This window comes from Streptosporangium sp. NPDC003464 (genome assembly GCF_053588315.1).
Genome location: NZ_JBSFPS010000193.1, coordinates 1 through 19,755, shown reverse-complemented (window position 1 = coordinate 19,755; position 19,755 = coordinate 1). Strand labels below are relative to the sequence as shown.

At 69.7% G+C, this 19,755-nt stretch carries 18 protein-coding genes, 1 tRNA gene and 1 pseudogene; 12 read left to right on the top strand and 8 right to left on the bottom strand.

All coding sequences use genetic code 11. The features are described 5' to 3' along the window. Positions 1–1,700, top strand: a 1,700-nt coding sequence (locus ACWDS7_RS33220) for a hypothetical protein (RefSeq protein ID WP_451932475.1), incomplete at its 5' end; no start/stop codon positions are given. A gap of 15 nt (positions 1,701–1,715) precedes the next feature. Here the strand turns inward: ACWDS7_RS33220 and ACWDS7_RS33215 are convergent. Continuing rightward, complete coding sequence (locus tag ACWDS7_RS33215; RefSeq protein ID WP_451932474.1) at positions 1,716–2,714, bottom strand: glycosyltransferase family 2 protein; 999 nt, start codon at positions 2,712–2,714, stop codon at positions 1,716–1,718. 99 nt (positions 2,715–2,813) lie between these two features. On the opposite strand from ACWDS7_RS33215, the gene ACWDS7_RS33210 reads away from it, so the two are divergent. From ACWDS7_RS33210 to ACWDS7_RS33195, 4 genes are all read left to right on the top strand, one after another. Continuing rightward, complete coding sequence (locus ACWDS7_RS33210) at positions 2,814–3,278, top strand: GtrA family protein (protein WP_451932473.1); 465 nt, start codon at positions 2,814–2,816, stop codon at positions 3,276–3,278. 134 nt (positions 3,279–3,412) lie between these two features. Next, positions 3,413–4,480 carry a glucose-1-phosphate thymidylyltransferase gene (locus tag ACWDS7_RS33205; protein WP_451932472.1) on the top strand — a complete coding sequence of 356 codons (1,068 nt, stop codon included), beginning with the start codon at positions 3,413–3,415 and terminating at the stop codon, positions 4,478–4,480. Then, the gene (gene rfbB, locus ACWDS7_RS33200) at positions 4,477–5,454 is read left to right on the top strand and encodes a dTDP-glucose 4,6-dehydratase (RefSeq protein ID WP_451932471.1); all 978 of its coding nucleotides are present in this window, start codon (positions 4,477–4,479) and stop codon (positions 5,452–5,454) included. The genes ACWDS7_RS33205 and rfbB overlap by 4 nt, the downstream gene beginning before the upstream one ends. After that, positions 5,451–6,332 (top strand): methyltransferase domain-containing protein, encoded by an 882-nt coding sequence (locus ACWDS7_RS33195; RefSeq protein WP_451932470.1) that lies wholly within the window; start codon positions 5,451–5,453, stop codon positions 6,330–6,332. The genes rfbB and ACWDS7_RS33195 overlap by 4 nt, the downstream gene beginning before the upstream one ends. 42 nt (positions 6,333–6,374) lie before the next feature. On the opposite strand, the pseudogene ACWDS7_RS33190 reads toward ACWDS7_RS33195, so the two are convergent. From ACWDS7_RS33190 to ACWDS7_RS33175, 4 genes and pseudogenes are all read right to left on the bottom strand, one after another. Continuing rightward, positions 6,375–6,680: pseudogene (locus tag ACWDS7_RS33190) on the bottom strand (GtrA family protein); the annotation flags it as partial. 32 nt (positions 6,681–6,712) lie between these two features. Beyond that, complete coding sequence (locus ACWDS7_RS33185; protein ID WP_451932469.1) at positions 6,713–7,663, bottom strand: WxcM-like domain-containing protein; 951 nt, start codon at positions 7,661–7,663, stop codon at positions 6,713–6,715. After that, positions 7,660–8,646: a glycosyltransferase family 2 protein gene (locus ACWDS7_RS33180; protein WP_451932468.1), complete on the bottom strand. Its 987-nt coding sequence runs from the start codon at positions 8,644–8,646 to the stop codon at positions 7,660–7,662. Before ACWDS7_RS33180 ends, ACWDS7_RS33185 begins: the two co-directional genes overlap by 4 nt. Positions 8,647–8,650: 4 nt before the next feature. Continuing rightward, positions 8,651–9,691, bottom strand: a complete 1,041-nt coding sequence (locus ACWDS7_RS33175; RefSeq protein WP_451932467.1) for a DegT/DnrJ/EryC1/StrS family aminotransferase — start codon at positions 9,689–9,691, stop codon at positions 8,651–8,653. 390 nt (positions 9,692–10,081) lie between these two features. On the opposite strand from ACWDS7_RS33175, the gene ACWDS7_RS33170 reads away from it, so the two are divergent. Next, on the top strand, positions 10,082–10,900 hold the full coding sequence (locus ACWDS7_RS33170) for a GNAT family N-acetyltransferase (RefSeq protein WP_451932466.1): 819 nt from the start codon (positions 10,082–10,084) through the stop codon (positions 10,898–10,900). On the opposite strand, the gene rffA is transcribed toward ACWDS7_RS33170, so the two are convergent. After that, positions 10,885–12,039, bottom strand: a complete 1,155-nt coding sequence (rffA, locus tag ACWDS7_RS33165; protein ID WP_451932465.1) for a dTDP-4-amino-4,6-dideoxygalactose transaminase — start codon at positions 12,037–12,039, stop codon at positions 10,885–10,887. The genes ACWDS7_RS33170 and rffA overlap by 16 nt on opposite strands. Before the next feature lie 338 nt (positions 12,040–12,377). Here rffA and ACWDS7_RS33160 point away from each other — a divergent pair, with 338 nt between their 5' ends. The 6 genes from ACWDS7_RS33160 (at position 12,378) to ACWDS7_RS33135 (ending at position 18,683) form a co-directional block, all read left to right on the top strand. Next, the gene (locus ACWDS7_RS33160; RefSeq protein ID WP_306864311.1) at positions 12,378–12,803 is read left to right on the top strand and encodes a molybdenum cofactor biosynthesis protein MoaE; all 426 of its coding nucleotides are present in this window, start codon (positions 12,378–12,380) and stop codon (positions 12,801–12,803) included. 84 nt (positions 12,804–12,887) lie between these two features. Continuing rightward, positions 12,888–13,934 carry a YlbL family protein gene (locus ACWDS7_RS33155; RefSeq protein ID WP_451932464.1) on the top strand — a complete coding sequence of 349 codons (1,047 nt, stop codon included), beginning with the start codon at positions 12,888–12,890 and terminating at the stop codon, positions 13,932–13,934. A gap of 317 nt (positions 13,935–14,251) precedes the next feature. Further along, positions 14,252–17,158, top strand: a complete 2,907-nt coding sequence (locus ACWDS7_RS33150) for a UPF0182 family membrane protein (RefSeq protein WP_451932463.1) — start codon at positions 14,252–14,254, stop codon at positions 17,156–17,158. A 72-nt stretch (positions 17,159–17,230) separates the two neighbouring features. Next, positions 17,231–17,304 (top strand) — tRNA-Met (locus tag ACWDS7_RS33145). A 165-nt stretch (positions 17,305–17,469) separates the two neighbouring features. Beyond that, positions 17,470–18,237 carry a globin domain-containing protein gene (locus ACWDS7_RS33140; protein WP_451932462.1) on the top strand — a complete coding sequence of 256 codons (768 nt, stop codon included), beginning with the start codon at positions 17,470–17,472 and terminating at the stop codon, positions 18,235–18,237. Between the two features lie 26 nt (positions 18,238–18,263). After that, a complete protein-coding gene (locus ACWDS7_RS33135; protein WP_451932461.1) occupies positions 18,264–18,683 on the top strand; it encodes a PH domain-containing protein in 420 nt (139 codons plus the stop codon). Between the two features lie 3 nt (positions 18,684–18,686). Here ACWDS7_RS33135 and ACWDS7_RS33130 read toward each other — a convergent pair whose 3' ends face one another. Next, the gene (locus ACWDS7_RS33130; RefSeq protein ID WP_451932460.1) at positions 18,687–18,914 is read right to left on the bottom strand and encodes a hypothetical protein; all 228 of its coding nucleotides are present in this window, start codon (positions 18,912–18,914) and stop codon (positions 18,687–18,689) included. Between the two features lie 53 nt (positions 18,915–18,967). Further along, positions 18,968–19,369 (bottom strand): hypothetical protein, encoded by a 402-nt coding sequence (locus ACWDS7_RS33125; RefSeq protein WP_451932459.1) that lies wholly within the window; start codon positions 19,367–19,369, stop codon positions 18,968–18,970. Between the last annotated feature and the right edge of the window lie 386 nt (positions 19,370–19,755).

The following is a 19,755-nucleotide window of genomic DNA, read 5'->3' as shown; positions in this document are numbered from 1 at the left end:
TGGTCTCCGGCGAGCCGCTGCTCTACCACTGGTTCGTCTACGCCCACCTGGCCGCGGCGAGCTGGGTCACCGGCGTGGAGCCGCTCGTGCTGCTGTTCCGGCTGGGCATGCTCCCCATGCTGGCGGCCCTGGCCGTCATCCTCACGACGATCGCCCGGCGGTTGACGGGCTCCTGGGGGGTGGCCCTGCTGGCGCTGCTGGGGACCGTCTTCATCGCCGCCCCCAACCTCTACCAGGGCATCAACGTCGGGATCTTCACCTGGCGGGCCGCCATCTCGTGGCTGAGCCCCACCCAGACCTTCGGGACCCTCCTGGCCGCGCCGGTCATCCTGCTCCTGGTCGACCTGCTCGAGCGCCGGCGGTCGAGCGTCGGCTGCTGGCTCCTGCTGGGGATCTTCCTCGTCGCGGTGACGGGCGCCAAGGCCACCTACCTGCCCCTGCTGATCGCCGGACTCGGGACGGTCGCAGTGGTCGAGCTGGTCAGGCGCCGGCGGCCGCCCTGGCCCACGCTCGCTGCGCTGGGACTCACCGCGGCCTGCTTCCTCTGCGCCCAGACCGTGCTGTTCAGGCAGGCGAACCAGGGGATGGTCATCGATGACCTCTCCCTTTTCCGGAAAATCTGGGGAGGACTGACCGGACTGGGGGAGCACGCCGAGCCGTCGCTCGTCTCGGTGCTGGGCATCGCGCTGCTCTACGTGCTGAGCTGGGCCATAGAGTGGTGCGGGATCCTCGGGCTGCTCAGCCGGCCCCGGCTGCTCATGCGGCCGGCGGTGGTCCTGATGCTCGGCATGGGCACGGTGGGCGTCGGCGCGGTCCTCTTCCTCGGGCACCCGCACATGGGCCAGATCTACTTCTTCGACGCGTCCTACCCCTACCTGGTGATCGTCGCGGCCTACGGGCTCTCCGTCGCCGTACGGCGGGCCCGGCTGTCACCGCGCGCGCTCGCGTACACGGGCGCCGCGGGTGTGGCGGGCGCCTGCCTGATCCGCGAGCTCTGCGGCGTCAAGGTCCCGCTGGGAGCGGGCCGCTCCGACGCCGTCCTCTACCTGCCCTACCTCGTCCTGGCGGTCACCGCACTCCTGGCGGTGGGCGCCCTCGCCGCGCTCCACCGGCGGCGCGTCGTCGCCGGCGCCCTGGCGCTCTCCATGATCGCGGCCGCAGGCTTCCCCGCGGCCTGGTGCACGCGCGTGCTGTCGGCGGCCCTCCACACCCCGGCGGGCGGCGCCCCCGAAGTGGAACCCGCCGCGGCGGCCCCGGCCGTCTCCGACGGCGCGTTGGCCGCCGGGCGGTGGCTGCGCGACCACTCGGGCGCCGGCGACCTGGTGGCCACGAACGTCCGCTGCCTGGGGGGAACGGACAATCCATGCGACAGCCGCGGATTCTGGGCGGCGGCCCTGACGGAGCGGCGCGTGCTGGTCGAGGGATGGGCCTACACCGCCACCAACATGAGCCGCTGGCGCCCCGGTCAGCAGGCGGAGATCCTCCCGTTCTGGGACGAGGAGCGGATCCGGGCGAACGACGAGGTCTTCGACTCGCCCTCGGCGGACGCTGTCCGGCTGCTGCGCGCGCGCTACGGCGTGCGCTGGCTGTTCACCGACGAGCGGTATGTCAGCCCGGCCTCCCGGATCGGGGACTTCGCCGACCTGCGCTTCCGCACCGGCGACTACGCCGTGTACGAGCTGCCGGAGGATGTCACGTGACCGCCGGAGGCCGGTTCACCGCTCATCCGGGCCGGAGCCGGAGCCGGAGCCGGAGACGGCGCGTGCCGGGGCGGCCGCCGGACGGGCGGCGCCGGGCCCGCCGGACGATCCGGCGCGCTCCCTGACCACGTAGGCCGGCCGCCCCATCCCGCTGCCGTGAATGCGGCCGATGTACTCCCCGAGCACCCCGATGGCGATCAGCTGCGCGGACGAGAAGAGCGCCACCATCGAGGCGATCGTGGTGAAGCCGGCCACCGTGGTGCCGCCCGTGACGAAGCGCCACAGGACGGACGCGCCCAGCAGCAGCCCGAGGACCCCGGCCAGGAAACCCAGGTAACTCGCCGCCCTGAGGGGGGCCGTGCTGTAGCCGAGGAACATGTTGGCCGCGTGCCGGACCAGCAGGCGCGGGGTGTAGTTGGACCGCCCGTGACGGCGTTCGCTCATGTGCACATGCACCGAGCCCACCTGCGTGGTGGCCCAGGAAAGGGCCACGTCGACGGAGAAGTGCGGTCCGGACAGCCCCTCGAAGCCGTCCCGCAGGCGGGTCCGGAAGGCGCGGAAGGCGCTGAGCGCCCGGGCGCCGCGGACCCCCAGGGCGCCGGCCATGCACGCCTTCACCGATCGCGAGGCGAGGCTGCGGACGGCCCCGTGCTCCTCCTCGTGCGCGATGCCGTACACCAGGTCGAGGCGGTCGCCCTCCAGGGTGGCCAGCAGCAGCGGGATCTGCTCGGGCGGGTGCTGCAGGTCGTCGTCCATCGTGACGACCACGTCGAACCTGGCGTCCCTGATGCCGGCGACCAGCGCGTTGTGCTGGCCGTAGTTGCGGGACAGGCGGATCGCGCGGACGGCCTCGAACTCGCGGGCCAGGCCGGAGGCCACCTCCCAGGTGTCGTCGGGGCTCCCGTCGACGACGAGGACCACCTCGTGCGGTACGGAGAGGTCCCGCAGGACCGGGATGAGCCTGGCCATCAGCAGGGGGAGGGTCCCCGCCGAGCGATAACACGGAACAACCACCGACACTGACATTAATCCCCCGATTTATTCGTGCGGCCGACTAGGATCCCCGTATTGCCAGCCGTACTGCCAGCGACCACGATCCGGAGTCACCGCCGCATGGTTGAAGTGGAGAGCCGAAGCGCCGGTGGCGATAATTCGCATTTCGGGTGGAGAGCCCTGCTCTCGGCTTTCGGGAGTCATCGCATCACATATCTGATGGGAAGCGCCATGACGGCCGCGGTCCATTGCGCTCTCCTTGGCCTGGGATTGCTGGCGGCCGGAGATTCGGTGCCCTATCTTTTCCTGGTCGTGGTCAGCCATTGCGCCACCGTGGCCGTCGTCTACCCCTGGTACCGCCTGGTGGTCTTCCGGGTCTCCGGAGACTCGTGGCTGCGGGGCTACGCGCGGTTCTACGTGGTCGGGCTGAGCTTCCTGGGGACCTCCGCCGCAGGGGTCCCGATTTTAGTGGAATTCGCGGGTATTCCGATTATGGCGGCGCAGGGCGTGGTGATAGTCCTGAGCCCGCCGCTCAGTTACGTGGTCCACCGGACATGGACCTTCCGCCATGGCGGAAAGCTATAGTCCGGGCAACTTGTCGCCCGTTCTTCGGCAAAAGCGGGAGACGGCATGGGGCTACTAATCCGGGTTCCGCATAAATTCGATCGGACAGATGGCCGCTGCGGCCATGAGTTCTTCGCGGAAAGGCTCAAAGAGCGGTGAAGGCACTCGTTCTGGCGGGCGGCAAGGGGACGAGGTTGCGCCCGCTGACTCATACATCGGCCAAGCAACTGGTCCCCATCGCCAACAAGCCGGTGCTCTACTACGGACTCGACGCGATCCGGGACGCGGGCATCACCAGCGTGGGGATCATCGTCGGCGACACGGCCCGGGAGATCCGGGAGGCGGTGGGCGACGGATCGAGGTTCGGCCTGGAGGTGACCTACATCCCCCAGGAGGAACCCTTGGGGCTGGCGCACTGCGTCCTGATCGCCCGCCGGTTCCTCGCCGACGAGCCGTTCGTGATGTATCTGGGGGACAACTTCCTGGTGGACGGCATCACCGACCTGGTGGACGCCTTCCGCGAGGCCGACTACGACGCCCAGATCCTGCTCACCAAGGTCGCCGAACCGCAGTTCTACGGAGTCGCCGAGCTCGGGCCGGACGGCGAGATCGTCGGGCTGGAGGAGAAGCCGGAGCATCCCCGCAGCGACCTCGCGATCGTCGGCGTGTACACCTTCTCCCCGGCCATCCACGAGGCGGTCCGGTCGATCAGGCCCTCGGCGCGCGGCGAACTGGAGATCACGGACGCGATCACCTGGCTCATCGACAACGGCGGCCGCGTCCACTCGCACTTCGTCGGCGGCTACTGGAAGGACACCGGGCGCCTGCAGGACATGCTGGAGTGCAACCGCATCGTCCTGGAGGGGATCGGCCGCGCCGTCCGGGGGAGCGTGGACGGGCTCTCCGAGATAACGGGCCGGGTCGCCATCGAGCCGGGGGCCACCGTCGAGAACTCGGTGATCCGGGGCCCGGCGGTCATCGGCGCCGACGCCAAGATCAACGGCTCCTACATCGGCCCCTACACCTCGATCGGCGAGGGCTGCGTCCTGGAGAACGCCGAGGTGGAGTACAGCATCATCCTGGGAGACTCGGTCATCACCGGGGTCTCCGGGCTCACATACTCTCTGATCGGCCGGAACGTCGAGGTCACGCGCGCGGTGGGAGTACCCAACATGAACCAGCTCATGGTCGGAGACCACAGCAAGATCCAGGTGAGGGCATGAGGATCCTGATCCCCGGCGGCGCCGGGTTCATCGGCTCGCACTACGTGCGGTCACTGCTGTCCGGCGGTCACCCCGGCTACGAGGACGCCCGCGTGACCGTGCTGGACAAGCTCACCTACGCCGGCAACCCGGAGAACCTGCGCCCGGTCGCCGGGCACCCCCGCTACACCTTCGTCCGGGGGGACATCACCGACGCCCGGCTGCTCGCCGAGGTGGTGCCGGGCCACGACGTCATCGTGAACTTCGCGGCGGAGACCCACGTCGACCGGTCGATAACCGGTGCGGGGGACTTCGTCGTCACCAACGTGTACGGCACGCAGCGGCTCCTGCAGGCGGCGCTCGAAGCCGGCGTGCGCACCGTCGTCCAGGTCTCCACGGACGAGGTGTACGGGTCCATCGCCGAGGGCGCCTGGACCGAGGAGGAGCCGCTGCTGCCCAACTCCCCCTACTCCGCGGCCAAGGCGGGGGCCGACCTGCTGTGCAGGGCCTACCACCGGACCTACGGGCTCGACGTGCGGGTGACCCGCTGCTCCAACAACTACGGTCCGTACCAGTACCCCGAGAAGGTCGTCCCGCTGTTCGTCACCAACCTGATCGACGGGCTCCCCGTGCCCCTCTACGGCGACGGTGAGAACGTCCGCGAGTGGCTGCACGTCGACGACCACTGCCGGGGCATCCAGCTCGTGCTGGACAAGGGGACGGCCGGCGAGGTCTACAACATCGGCGGCGGCGTCGAGCTGACCAACCGGGAGCTGACCGGACGGCTGCTGGCTGCCTCCGGCGTGGGCTGGGAGATGGTCGAGCACACCGAGGACAGGCTCGGCCACGACCGGCGCTACGCCGTCGACAGCGGCAAGATCCGCTCGATCGGCTACCGGCCGCAGGTGGACTTCGACGAGGGACTCGCCCAGGTCGTGCGCTGGTACCAGGACAACCAGGCCTGGTGGCGACCGCTGAAGGAGAGGACGCGATGAGAACGGCGGAGGCGACGGGCCGCCCGGTCGACCGGGCGGCGGCCGTACTGGTCTGCCCCTCCTGCCGCGTCCCGCTCGACGGGTCCTACACGTGCGCGCGCTGCGGCGCCGGGGGCCGCCGGGTGGGCGACCAGCTGCGTTTCGCGGGCTTCGGAGACGCCGAGCTGCGGGACGACCCGCTCAACCGGATCAAGGAGAGCGTCAAGCGCCGCTTCGGGCCGGTGTATCCGCTGGCGATCCAGCTCGTCTCACCGGTCCTGCTGAGGCGCTTCATCCGCCCCTTCCTGGCGAGCTTCGATCTCGACCGCGACCTGGTCGCCGATCTCGGGTCGGGCACCAACCGCTACGACCCGAGGGTGCTCTGCGTGGACGGGGGGACCTACGCCAACGTCGACATCGTGGGCGACCTGCGGACGCTGCCGATCGGCGACGGGGCCCTGGCCGGCATCGTCAGCGTCGCGGTGCTCGAGCACGTGCCGGATCCGCGGGCCCACGTCGAGGAGATGTGGCGGGTGCTCCGGCCGGGGGGCCGGGTGCTGTGCTACGTGCCCTTCATGCAGCCCTTCCACGCCTCGCCGTACGACTACCAGCGATACACCCAGGCGGGGATGAGAACCCTCTTCGACCGTTTCGACGTGCTGAGCGTGCGGGTGGGCGCGGGGCCCACCTCGGCCATGCTCTGGATGCTCCAGGAATGGCTGGCCCTGCTGCTCTCCTTCGGCAGCAGGCGGCTGTACCGGGGGCTGATCCCCCTGATGTGGCTGCTGTCGCCGGTCAAGTTCCTCGACGTCCTGCTCGCGCGGCATCCCAGCGCCGCGGTGGCGGCCAGCGGGTTCGTGGTCGAGGCCCGCAAGCCGCCGGAGGCCCGGCCGCGGTAGCGGCCGGGCCCCGGGCCCCGTGCCCCTGAGGACGTATCGGATCAGTACGTAGGTGAGCGGGACGTTGACGGCCATCACGGCCGGCATCGCGAGCCGGCCGTCGAGCCCCGCCCGGGTCAACAGCGTCAGGAGGGCCAGGCCGACGAGGTAGGAGACCAGGTACGCGCCCGGGAAGCGCGCGGCCGACCTGATCGAAGCGCGGGTCCGGAACACGAAGACCGTGTTGACGACGTAGGCCAGGACGACCCCCGACACGTAGGCCGCCGAGTAGGCGGCCTGCGGTGGCATCGACCAGGACAGGACGACGAAGAGCCCGTAGGTGGCGGCGGTGTTGGCGGCGCCGCCCACGAGGAAACGGGCGAACTGGGCCGGCGGACCGCTCACGCCCGGACCGGTCCGTCGGCGACGGCTCTCTGGAACTCGTCGTAGGAGCGGATGTAGTCGTCCGGGTCGTAGTAGTGCGAGGCGAACACCAGGAGCACGGCGTCGGGCGAGTAGCGGTACTGCGTCCCCCAGATCATGGCCGGCATGTAGACGCCGCGGCTGGGGCGGTCCAAGGTGACCTCCCGCCGGTTGCGGCCGTCGTCCAGGAGAACGCCGCAGGAGCCGCGCACGCAGATCAGGAACTGGTCGCAGTGCCGGTGGGCGTGCTCGCCCCGGACCTCCCGGCTCGGCACGTTGAACACGAGGAAGTACCGCTTGGGAGCGAACGGAAGCTCACGCCCGAACTCGGCGACCGACAGCTCGCCGCGCAGGTCCTTGGCGACCCGCAGCTCGTGCAGGCTCGCGGCCCCGACGCCGAGCCCCACCGTGCCCGGCGGCCGTGTGTCGCCGGCCGGGAGCGGGGAGCCGGGCTGCTCGGCGTCGGTGACGTAGCCCTTGATGCGGGCGGGGTTGCCGACCACGACCGCGTTCGGCGGGACGGAGCGCGTCACGACCGCGCCCGCGCCCACCATCGCGCCGGTCCCCACCTCCACCCCGGGCAGGATCGTGCTGTTGGCCCCGATGGAGGCGCCGGAGCGGATGACCGTGCGCGCGAACGCCTCGGGACGGACCTTGCTGCGCGGGAACGGGTCGTTGGTGAACGTCGCGTTGGGGCCGACGAAGACGTCGTCCTCGATCGTGGTCCCGTCCCAGATCTGGACCCCGCACTTGACGGTCACGCGGTCTCCCAGGACGACGTCGTTCTCGACGAACACCCCGTCGCAGATGTTGCACTCGGCGCCGATCCGGGCGCCGGGCAGCACGTGCGCGAACGCCCAGACCCGGGTCCCGGCGCCGATCGCCGTGCTCTCGCAGAGGGCCTGCGGATGGATGAGGGCCTGTTTCATGCGCGCCTGCCGATGTGGAGGAGGACGGGGACGGATCCGGGCGCGCCGTCGAAGGTGTGGGCGGTGTGCACCAGAGCCAGCGGACGTTTCTTGGTGTTCTCGTAACTGCGCCAGGCGTAGGACCCGATGAAGCCCAGGCCCAGGGTGTTGAGCGCGCCGAAGAAGGTGATGACCAGGATCGTGGTCGTGTAGCCCGCCGCCGCTATCTCACCGGTCAGGCGCATGATGACGACGAAGACCGCCAGGCAGGCGGCGATGGCGAAGCCGAGCACCCCCAGGACCGTGAGGATGCGGATGGGCAGGTCCGTGAAGGCGAAGATGCTGTCGAGGAGGTAGTCGACCTTCTTGCCGAGCGTCCAAGTGCTCTTGCCGTGCGCCCGGGCGCGCCGCTCGTACGGCACCTCGCCGCGTCGGAAGCCGAGCCAGTACACCAGGCCCACGAGGGAGCTGTTGGCCTCCTCCAGCCGCAGGAGCTCGTCCCGGACGCGCCGGTTGCAGCCGAAGACGTCGACACCGCCGGCGGGGATGTCGCGCACGACGAAGCGGCGGTAGAAGGCCCAGAAGAGGTTGGCCGACAGCCGCGACATCCCCGGGTCCTCGCGGCCTTCGCGGACCCCCACCGAGATGTCCATGTCGTCGTTGACGAGGCTGTCGAGGAATCTGAGCACAAGCTCGGGAGGCTCCTGGAGGTCGGCGGCCAGCACGGCGAAGTAGTCGCCCCGGGCGGCCCGCAGGCCCGTGCGGATGGCCGCGAACGATCCGAAGTTGCGCGTGTGCAGGAGCAGCTGCGAACGGAACGGCGCCAGCGGCAGGGCCGCCTTGAGGAGCTCGAAGCTGTCGTCCGGACTGGCGTCGACCACGAAGACGAACTCCACGGGCATTCCGTGGCGCTCGGCGACGACCGCGCTGATGTCGCTGAACTCCGCGATCAGCTGTGGCACGAATTCCGCATTCCGATAGACAGGGATGATCACGGAAAACATGGGGTCACCAGGTGGCGATGGAGGAGATCACTCGCGTGACCTCCTCGTCGGAGAGCTCCGGATAGCAGGGGAGCGTCAGGACGGAGGCCGCCAGATCGTCTGTCACCGGGAGCCCCGTCCGGTCTCCGGGACCGGCCAGGGCGGGTTGACGGTAATCCGGAACGGGATAATGCACGTCGGTCAGGATGGACGACGCGGCGAGATGGGCACGGAGCGCCTCCCGGTCCTCGCACACGACGACGTAGAGATGGCCGACGAACTCCTCGCCGTAGACCGGCGGACACTGGACCCGCGGGTGGACGATCTCCCGCGAGTAGCGCGTCGCGATGTCCCGTCGCCGCCTGTTCCAGCCGTCGAGCAGGGGCAGCTTGGCCCGCAGGACCGCCGCCTGCATCTCGTCGAGGCGGCTGTTGCGCCCTCCGCGGATGCTGGCGCGATACTTCGACTCCCACCCGTACTGCCGCAGGAGCCTGACCCGCTGGGCGACCCGGGGGTCGCCGGTGACCACGGCGCCGCCGTCGCCGAGCGCTCCCAGGTTCTTCGTCGGGTAGAAGCTGAAGCTGGCCGCGGCGCCGCAGGAACCGGCGCGCCGTCCGCCCCGGCGGGCGCCGTGGGCCTGCGCGCAGTCCTCGAACACCGGGACCCCGGCCCGAGCCGTGACGGCCAGGACCGCCTCCATGTCGTGCATGAGCCCGAACAGGTGCGTCACCACGACCGCGTCGAGGCCGCCCGCGTCGACGACCTGTTCGAGGTGGGCGAGGTCCATCAGCTTCGTGCCGCGGTCGACGTCGACGAACACGGGCTCCGCGCCGAGGGCCATCAGGGCCGTCGTCGTGTAGAGGCCGGCGTTGGCGACCGTGGCCACGCGGCTGCCCGCGCCGACGCCGAGGGCGCGCAGGCCGAGCTCGATGGCGTCGGTCCCGTTCGCGACGCCCACGCAGTGGGCTGTCCCGCAGTATCGGGCGAATTCCTGTTCGAAGGCCTCGCCGTCCTTGCCCAGGATGTACCAGCCGCTTGTCAGCACGCGCTCGACAGAACTCCGCACAGCCGTCTCCGTCGAGGACGCGTGCCGGCCGAGATCATTGATCGCAATTTCTTCCGCCATGTCCCCCTCGCTTTCTTGAAGTATTTCCAGGGAAAGGCAAGCGTCGATCAAAAGGGTGCATCGCCGGATTCCTCGGGTATTTTGCGGCGAGTCCGTCCGGACGGGCCGGTTGCACTCAATGTCGCAGTGAACAACGGACGGGCCGGTCGACACGCACTGTGTTGTCGCCACTTATCGAGCCATTGCGAAGAACTTGCCGATCTTTAATGATCAAGATTCCGTGGCCGTGTACGGCCGGGCCGGCGCATGAGAATAATTGGTCCGGCCCGCTGTCCGACGCGACCGCGGACGCGGCCGGGCCGGGAACGTCCAGAGCTACGAGGTGAGCTGATGGCGTGGTGTGAGGTGATGGAGGCGGGAGCCGTACGGGCGGAGAGGTCTCCGCTGGAGTCGGCCCGGTTCGGATACTCCGTTGACCGCCTGTCCGTCCCCGCCGGGACGGCGGTCCCGTTCTCGGCGGTCCGCCAGGCGGTGCGGGGGTCCGCCGCGGACGTCATCGTACTGCGGTACCCGGCGGAACACCTCGGCTGGTCCGCGGAGCTGACCGCGCTCGGCCGGACCGCCGTGTTCGCGGACTGCCTGGTGTACTGGCGGCTGCGCGCCGGAGAGGGCCGCGCGCCGGAGCCGTCACCGGATCTGCGCACGACGGGGTCGGCCGGCCCGGACGCGGTCCGGGCCCTGGTCGCGGACATCTTCGCCGCCTACGGGAACCACTACCTGGCCAACCCCCTGTTCGGGGCCGACCGGGCGCTGGCGGGCTACCAGGAGTGGGCGGTGAGGTCCGCCGCGGACGGGGGATGCCTGGCATTGCTGGGGCCGGCCGCGGGAGACCTCCTCGGCCTGGCCACACTGGCTCAGCGGGGACCCCGCGCGGAGATCCTGCTCGCGGGCGTGGTCTCCCGGGCCCAGGGGCGCGGCCTCTACGCCCACCTGCTGAAGGCCGTCGAGGAGCGGACCCTGGCCGGCGGCGGGACGGAAGTCGTCATCTCCACCCAGGGTCACAACACGCGGGTGCAGCGGGCGTGGGCGAGATACGGATTCGAGCCCGTGCAGACCTTCCTCACCGTCCACCTGATCCGCAGCCGGCTCCTGGACGGGCGAGAAGGCGCTGACGGCCCGCCGCGGGCGGGATCTCAGCGCACCCGGTAGGTCCGGACGGCGTCGATCACGCGCGCCACGTCCGCCCCGCTCAGGTCGGGATACAGCGGTATCCGTACGAGCCGGTCGGCGATCTCCTCGGTGACCGGGCAGCCGCCCGGGGCCGCCCGCCCGTACCGCATGCCGGCGGGCGCGGAGTGCAGCGGCTGGTAGTGGAAGGCCGCCTGTACGCCCAGGTCCGAGAGATGGCCGATGAACGCCTGGCGGTTGTCCAGGTCCGGGAGGAGCAGATGGTACAGATGCGCCGGATGGGCGCAGCCGTCGGGGACCGCCGGCCGGCGGACCCCGTTCTCGGCCGCCCAGCCGGCGAGTGCCCCGTGATACTCCCGCCACACGCCGTGGCGCAGGAACTGGATCTTGTCGAACGATTCCAGCTGGGCGGTCAGCTGGGCGGCGAGGATGTCGGAGGGCAGATAGCTCGAACCGATGTCGATCCATCGGTACTTGTCGACCTGGCCGCGGAAGAAACGGCCGCGGTCGGTGCCCTTCTCCCGGATGATCTCGGCGCGCCCGATCAGGTCGGCGTCGTTCAGGAGCAGGGCCCCGCCCTCCCCGCACTGCGCGTTCTTCGTCGCGTGGAAGCTCTGCGTGGCCACCCGGCCGAACGAGCCGAGCGGCCTGCCGCGGTAGGAGCCGCCCAGGCCGTGGGCGTTGTCCTCGACGAGAGCCAGGCCGTACCGCTCGCAGAGCCTGCCGATCGGCTCCATCGCGCAGGCGACACCCGCGTAGTGGACCACCACGACGGCCCGGGTGCGCTCGGTGACCGCGGCCTCGATCAGCCGCTCGTCGATGTTCAGGGTGTCGGGCCTGCAGTCGACGAAGACTGGTACCGCCCCGCGCAGCGCGTAGGCGTTGGCCGTGGACATGAAGGTGAACGAGGGCATGATCACCTCGTCGCCGGGCCGCAGGTCGAGCAGGATCGCCGACATCTCCAGCGCGTGCGTGCAGGAGGTGGTCAGCAGCGCGTGGCCCGACCCGGTCATCTCCGTCAGGAGCGTGGCGGCCCGGCGGGTGAACGGCCCGTCTCCGCACGTCGATCCCCCTCGCACGGCCTCCGCGAGGTAGCCGAGCTCATTGTCGGAGATATGCGTCCGGTTGAAGGGGATCGTGTTCAGGCAGGTTGTGCTCACGGCCGAAGTGAACAACGAACGGGTTTGCGACACACGTCACGGGCTCGTTTCATTGGTGACCCGTTGCGCAAGCCTTACATTCGGCGAGACGGCCCGGGGCCCGGGGCGGTCCGGGTATGACACGCCCGGACCGCCGGTTTACGGGTATCGCGCACGGTCCCGGACTCCGCGGCCGGGTCCGGCGTCCGGCGCCGCGCGCCCGGCCCGCCGGTCGAGCGCTGCAGGTCGGGGCCGCCGGTCGTGCATTTGCCGGCTGAGCGCTGCCGGCGGGGGCTGCCGGTCGGGCGCTCGCCGGTTGGGCCTGGGGGGCCGCTTTCCGGGACGGTAGGCTCTGCGGTGTGGAAGTCATCCGGTTGCTGGGTATTCGCGACAGCGCGCTCTCCGTCGACGAGGTTTACTCCGCCGTCGGCGACCACGCCGCGGGCGGCACGACGATCTTCATCGGCACGGTGCGTGACCAGGACCACGGCAAGCCGGTCACGCGGCTGTCCTACTCGGCGCACCCCAGCGCCGAGAGCGAGCTGCGCCGGGTGGCCGAGAAGGTCGCCGCCGACTTCCCGGTGACCGCGCTGGCCGCGGTGCACCGGGTCGGCGACCTCGAACTCGGCGACATCGCGGTCATCGTGGCGGTCGCCTGCCCCCACCGCGCCGAGGCGTTCGCGGCCTCCCGGCGGCTGATCGACGACCTCAAGAGCGAGGTGCCGATCTGGAAGAACCAGCTTTTCGTGGACGGCTCGGCCGAATGGGTCGGGGCCTGCGAGTGAGATCGGGCGCAAGCCGTACGATCCGGAACATGGCGGCGCGTACGTGCACCTGTCTGCCCGGTAACACGGCATAGGCTTCCTCCTATGTCCCGACGAGCGCTGACCCTGATGGTGGCCGGCTTCCTCACGCTCATGCTCGGCGTCGTCGGCGCCCTGCTGCCGGTCCCTTACGTCGTCCTGAGCCCCGGACCGACCGAGAACACCATCGGAGACGTCAAGGGCAAGCCGGTGATCAGCATCGAGGGGCGCCCGACCTACCCCACCTCCGGCAAGCTCAGCCTCGTCACCGTGGCCTACCAGGGCGGGCCGGGCAACAGGATCGACCTGTTCAGCGCGCTCAGGGGCTGGGTCGACCCGACCGTCGCGGTCGTGCCGGAAGAGACGATCTTCCCGCCGACGAGCACGGCCGAAGAGGTCGAGCAGCAGAACAGCCAGGAGATGACCAACTCCCAGGACGACGCGACCGCGGCCGCGCTGACCGAGTTGAAGATCCCCTACACCTCGGTCGTGAGCGTGGCCTCCATCCAGAAGGGCCTGCCGGCCGACGGGAAGTTCAAGACCGGCGACGAGATCGTCTCGGTCGACGGGGTGCCCGCGGCGGACCGCGAGACCGTCTCCGCCGCCGTCCGCAAGCACAAGGCCGGCGAGAAGGTCAACTTCACCGTCAACCGCGCCGACCAGAGCACCACCGTGACCGTCCCGACCGCCGCGGCCGAGGACGGCACGCCCATCGTGGGCATCACGATGCAGATCAGATACAAGTTCCCCTTCAAGGTGAAGATCAACGTCGGCGACGTGGGCGGGCCGAGCGCGGGGATGATGTTCTCCCTCGGCATCATGGACAAGCTCACCCCGGGGCCGATGACCGGAGGCAAGGCGATCGCCGGGACCGGGACGATCACCCCGGAGGGCAGGGTCGGCCCGATCGGCGGCATCCAGCAGAAGATGGTGGGCGCCCGTAAGGCCGGGGCCACGGTCTTCCTCACCCCCGCCGACAACTGCGCCGAGGCGATGAAGGCCGTCCCCGACGGCTTGAGGCTGATGAGGGTCGAGACGCTCCACGACGCGGTCCAGGCGATCGACGTGGTCCGCACCGGCTCCGGCACCGCGCCGAGCTGTCCGGCGGGCTGACCCGGCGGGACTCCGGCATCACGCCGAGCTGTCCGGCGGGCTGACCCGGCTCCGGCACCGCGCCGAGCCGCCGGGAGCCGCCGGGAGCGGTCGGCGGCGGGACGGGCGCACGCGCACGCCGATCCCGCCCCGGGCACTGATCCGGCCTCCCGTGCGTTGACAGTGGTGAATCCGAGACCTGTGGGGGTTGTGGCCGGACCGTGGCCAAGCGGCTGAGCACGACGGAACCCCCGCCGGTGTAGGTTTCCAAACACGGACCGTGCTCTTACGACAAGGGGTTGGCCTTGAGCTTCCGGACCCCCGGAGCCGGTAGGGCAATGCGCTTGCCCCGCCGGCCACGACTGCTGCTTCCTGTCGCGATCGCCATCGTCGCGCTCGTTGCGTTGTTCTTCTTGTTCGCCGGCATCTTCACCGACTACCTCTGGTACGACTCGGTGGACTACACGGCGGTCTTCTCCGGCGTGATCGTCACGCAGATCCTGCTCTTCATCGTGGGCGCCGTGCTGATGGTCGGCCTGGTGGGCGGCAACATGCTGCTGGCCTACCGGATGCGGCCGATGTTCGGCCCGGGGATGTTCGGCGGCGCCAGCGGCGCCGACCGCTACCGGATGGCCCTCGACCCGCACCGCAAGCTGATCTTCCTGATCGGCGCCGCCGTGCTCGCGCTGTTCGCCGGATCGTCGTTCTCCAACCAGTGGAAGACCTGGCTGGAATACATCAACGCCACGCCGTTCAACGAGAACGACGCGCTGTTCGGCATGGACGTGTCGTTCTTCATGTTCACCTACCCGTTCCTGCGGATGGTGCTGAACTTCCTGTTCACCGCGGTGGTGCTGTCGGCCGTCATGGCGGCGATCGTGCACTACCTCTACGGCGGGTTCCGGCTCCAGTCGCCGGGGGTGCACGCCTCCCGGGCCGCCCGGGTCCACCTGTCGGTGCTGCTGGGCGTGTTCGTGCTGCTGAAGGCCGTCGCCTACTGGGTCGACCGCTACGGCCTGGTCTTCTCCGACCGGGGCTTCGCCTACGGCGCCTCCTACACCGACGTCAACGCGGTGCTGCCCGCCAAGACCATCCTGGCGATCATCGCCCTGATCTGCGCCGCCCTCTTCTTCGCCGGAGTCGTACGGCCCGGCGGCATGCTGCCCGGCGTCTCCTTCGGCCTGCTGGTGCTGTCGGCCATCCTGATCGGCGGGGTCTACCCGGCCCTGGTCGAGCAGTTCCAGGTCAAGCCGAACCAGCAGGACAAGGAGAAGGCCTACATCGAGCGCAACATCGTCGCCACCAGGAAGGCCTACGGCGTCGACAAGACCGACGTCATCGACTACACGGCGCAGGGTGACGCCTCGAAGGTGAACGTCACCACCGACAGCTCGATCTCCGGCGTGCGGCTGCTCGACCCCAACCTGGTCGCCAAGACCTATCAGCAGAAGCAGCGTATCCGCGGTTACTACGACTTCCACGACCCGCTCGACGTCGACCGCTACCCGGACGCCTCCGGCAAGATGCGCGACACCGTGGTGGCGGTGCGGGAGCTCACCGGCCCGCCGCGTGAGCAGGACAACTGGATCAACCGGCACCTGGTCTACACCCACGGCTACGGGTTCGTGGCCGCGCCGGGCAACGAGGTCGACTCGCAGGGCCTGCCCAACTTCGACGCCAAGGACATGCCGGTGACCGGCCCGCTGGTCGAGCGGACGGGCCTGAAGGAGTCGCGCGTCTACTTCGGCGAGTCCCCGAGCGCGCCGGAATACGTCATCGTGGGCGGCGACAAGAAGCAGGAGCTCGACTACCCGCTGAGCAGCGGCACCGGCCAGCAGAACACCACCTACACCGGCAAGGGCGGCGTCCCGGTCGGCTCGTTCTTCAACCGCGTGCTGTACGCGGCCAAATACGGTGAGAAGAACCTGCTGCTGTCGAGCGACATCAACGACAAGTCCAAGATCCTCTACGTGCGCAACCCGCAGGAGCGCATCGCCAAGGTGGCGCCGTTCCTGAGCCTGGACGACAACCCCTACCCGGCCATCGTCGACGGCAGGGTGGTCTGGATCGCCGACGCCTACACCACCTCCAACTCCTACCCCTACTCCGACAGCAGGAGCCTGGAGGCGATGACGCGGGACACGGTCACCGACCCGCGCCTGGTGGTGCCGCAGCCGCGCGACCAGATCAACTACATGCGCAACTCGGTCAAGGCCACGGTGGACGCCTACGACGGCACGGTCACGCTGTACGCCTGGGACGAGCAGGACCCGATCCTGCGGACCTGGCGCAAGGCCTTCCCCGGCATCATCAAGCCGAAGGAGGCGGTGTCGGAGAGCCTCAAGCAGCACCTGCGCTACCCGGAGGCGCTGTTCAAGGTCCAGCGCGACGTGCTGTCCCGCTATCACATCCAGGACCCGAGCGCCTTCTACAGCGGCCAGGACTTCTGGAACGTCCCGAACGACCCGTCCTCGGGCGAGCGTGACATCAAGCAGCCGCCGTACTACCTGTCGGTCAAGATGCCCGACACGACGGACCCGACGTTCTCCCTGACCACCACGTTCGTGCCGCGCCAGGGACCCAACCTGGCCGCGTTCATGTCCGTGGACGCCACCCCGGGAGACGACTACGGCAAGCTCCGCATCCTGCGGATGCCCTCCAACACCACCATCCCCGGCCCCGGCCAGGTGCAGAACAACTTCCAGAACAAGTTCTCCGGCGAGCTCAACCTGCTCGGCATCGGCGGGGCGAAGGTCCGCTACGGCAACCTGCTGACCCTGCCGTTCGCCGGCGGTCTGGTCTACATCGAGCCGGTCTACGTGGAGACCGCCGCCTCCTCCGGCCAGGAGCCCTATCCGATCCTCCGCCGGGTCCTGGTCTCCTACGGTGACCGGGTCGGCTTCGCCGACACCCTGGAAGGCGCTCTGAAGCAGGTCTTCGGAGAGGGCGCCCAGCCGGCCAAGCCGGACACCACCAAGCCGGAGCTGCCCTCCCAGCCGAGCACCACGCTGAACCAGGCGATCAGCGAGGCGCAGCAGGCGTACGACAAGGCGCAGGAGGCCCTGGCGAAGAACCCGCCGGACTGGACGGCGTACGGCGCGGCGCAGCAGGAGCTGGCGAAGGCGCTGGAGAAGCTGAAGGGGGTGGTCCCCACGGCCACTCCGGCCCCCTCGCAGACCCCGACCCCGGCCCCTTCCGGCACTCCCACGCCGTCGGCGACGCCGACGTCCTCGCCCAGCTCATAGGGGGTCTCCGAGCGCAGCGAGCCGTCTGATTCGCGTCCACCGCCAAAGCCGGGTAGTCTTTAGACACACCGACGCGGGGTGGAGCAGCTCGGTAGCTCGCTGGGCTCATAACCCAGAGGTCGCAGGTTCAAATCCTGTCCCCGCTACTGAAAGAAGGCCCCGGTCTCCCAGAGACCGGGGCCTTCGTCGTTTCTCGCTCCCGGAGCACGCCGCAGCCCTGTTTCTCGGCCTTCTTGGCCGGACAGGGTGCGCAGGTGATCAATTACATGATTACATCGACTCATCGGTTACATCTGGTTGGAAGGTGACCAATGATCGTCGAATACATCCGCTACCGCGTCCCCGATGAGCGGTCGGCGGAGTTCGAGGCCGCCTACCGGCGCGCCGCCGTACCGCTCGCCAACGCCCCCCAGTGCGTGGACTACGAGCTCACCCGATGCGTGGACGAGCCCGCCTGCTACACCCTGCGGATCACCTGGACCTCCGCGGAGGACCACCTCCAGGGGTTCCGGGGCGGCCCGGACTTCGCGGCCTTCTTCGCGGAGATCCAGCCCTACGTCTCCGACATCGAGGAGATGCGCCACTACGCGCCCACCGGCATCCGGGGCCAGGGGGCCGCGACGCCGACGCTCTACGACTGGGCCGGCGGGGCCGAGGCGTTCGAGCGGCTCACCGAGGTCTTCTACGGCCACGTGAAGAAGGACGATCTCATCGGGCCGCTCTTCGCGCACATGGACCCCGGCCACCCCAGGTATGTGGCGATGTGGCTCGGCGAGGTCTTCGGCGGCCCCGATCGCTACACGCGCGAGCGCGGGGGATACCCCCACATGCTCTCCCAGCACATCGGCAAGGGCATCACCGAACCGCAGCGCCGCCGCTGGGTGAACCTTCTCCTGGACGCCGCGGACGAGGTCGGACTCCCGGCGGACCCGGAGTTCCGCGCGGCCTTCCTCGGCTACATCGAGTGGGGGACCCGCCTGGCGTTCGCCAACTCCCAGCCGGGCGCGACTCCGTTCGCCCACGCCCCGGTGCCGCACTGGGGCTGGGGTGTGGCGCCGCCGTACGTGCCCAAGGGCTGAGCGGTTAACGTGCCAGTGTGGATGACATGTCCGGACCGGTTCTGCGCTGGCGCGTACGCCGCGATCTCCTCGTCCTGAAGGCGGTCGCCGCCCTGGCCTTCGCGGTGGCCACCGTACTGAGCATCGGTGACCCGCGCGGGATGATCCTGGCGGGCGCGGCGACCCTGATGATGGCCACGCTGGCCCTGCGCGACGTCCTGGCCCCGGTACGGCTCAGCGCCGACGGCGAGGGACTGGTCGTGGTCAGGGGTTTCGCCGGTCTGCAGCGGGTGCCGTGGAGCGCGGTCGAGCGGATCCGCGTGGACACGCGGACCCGCTTCGCCTCGCGCACCGGGGTTCTGGAGATCGACACCGGTGAGGCGGTCTTCGTCCTGAGTCAGTTCGATCTCGGTGCTCCGTGCCAGGAGGTCGCCGACGAACTGTGCTCCTTCCGGACCGGTTCCTGACCGTCAGGCCCTGGCCCGGCGGTGCCGCGCCGTGTCCCCCGCCCCGGTCCGGCGCAGCAGCAGGCTCGTCTTGTGCAGGGACCAGCTCACGAGGAAGGCCCCGAAGACGACCTGCCCGATCCGCAACCACATCGACGTGTCCAGGGCGGCGAACGTCACGACGCCGGCCCACAGAACGCCGAAGACGCCCACGAGGACCGTCGCAGCCCAGTTCAGTCTCCGCTGCCACATGCCCGAAGTCTTACAGACCTTGCTTCAAGGCCAGGTCAACGACGTGGAACACCTCATCGGGGGAGGGGGCGGCTCGTGCCCGCGCACCTGCGGACACGCGGCCCCTTCCCGGCCGGCGCGGCGGAGGCCTGCTCCAGGCAGGCCAGGAGCGCGGCCGCGGTCCGCGCGTCGGCCAAGATCTGATGCACCTCCTCCTCGCCCGCCGGGAGCTGGCCGCGCTTGGCCAGTTCGTCGGTGAGGAAGGTCAGCGGCTCCGGGTAGCCGGCCGCCTCGGCGGCGGCGGTCGCCCGGGCCGCGGTAAGGAGACGCAGGTAATGGGCGCGGAGGGTCGCCTCGCGCATCCGTGCGTCTTCAAGGTCGCTCAGCAGAGACCTGGCGACCCTGAGCAGGTCGCCAGGATGATCGGCCTCCGCGTCGATGTGCGCGCGGATGTCGTCGAACTCCGAGCGGGTCATGGTGCTCACCTCCACGGTGGAGTCAGGATCCTGACCCTCGTGCCTACTTCGTATCCAGCGCCGGTTGCGGATCGCTTGTTGTCTGCTTGCGCCGCCCGGTTTGGGACGCGCGAGTCTCGGGAATGGTTGGCAAGTTGTCTCTGTTGCACAGGAGTCCTGCTACTGTTCTTCCTGCAGGGCGACGAGCCCCGGAGGCCAGATGGTCTCCAGGTCGGCTGAGAGCCCCGCACCCCCTCCAAGCTGAACCCGACAATTCGGGCCTGTCCGCACGATTGGACAGGAACCAGATGTCGGAGTAAGTTAGAAGGGTTGCTCCGGAAACGGGGCGGCCGGAATTCCGGTAGGGCCAGCTAGATCAAGTCAAGTCGCTTCAAACGGGCGGGTTT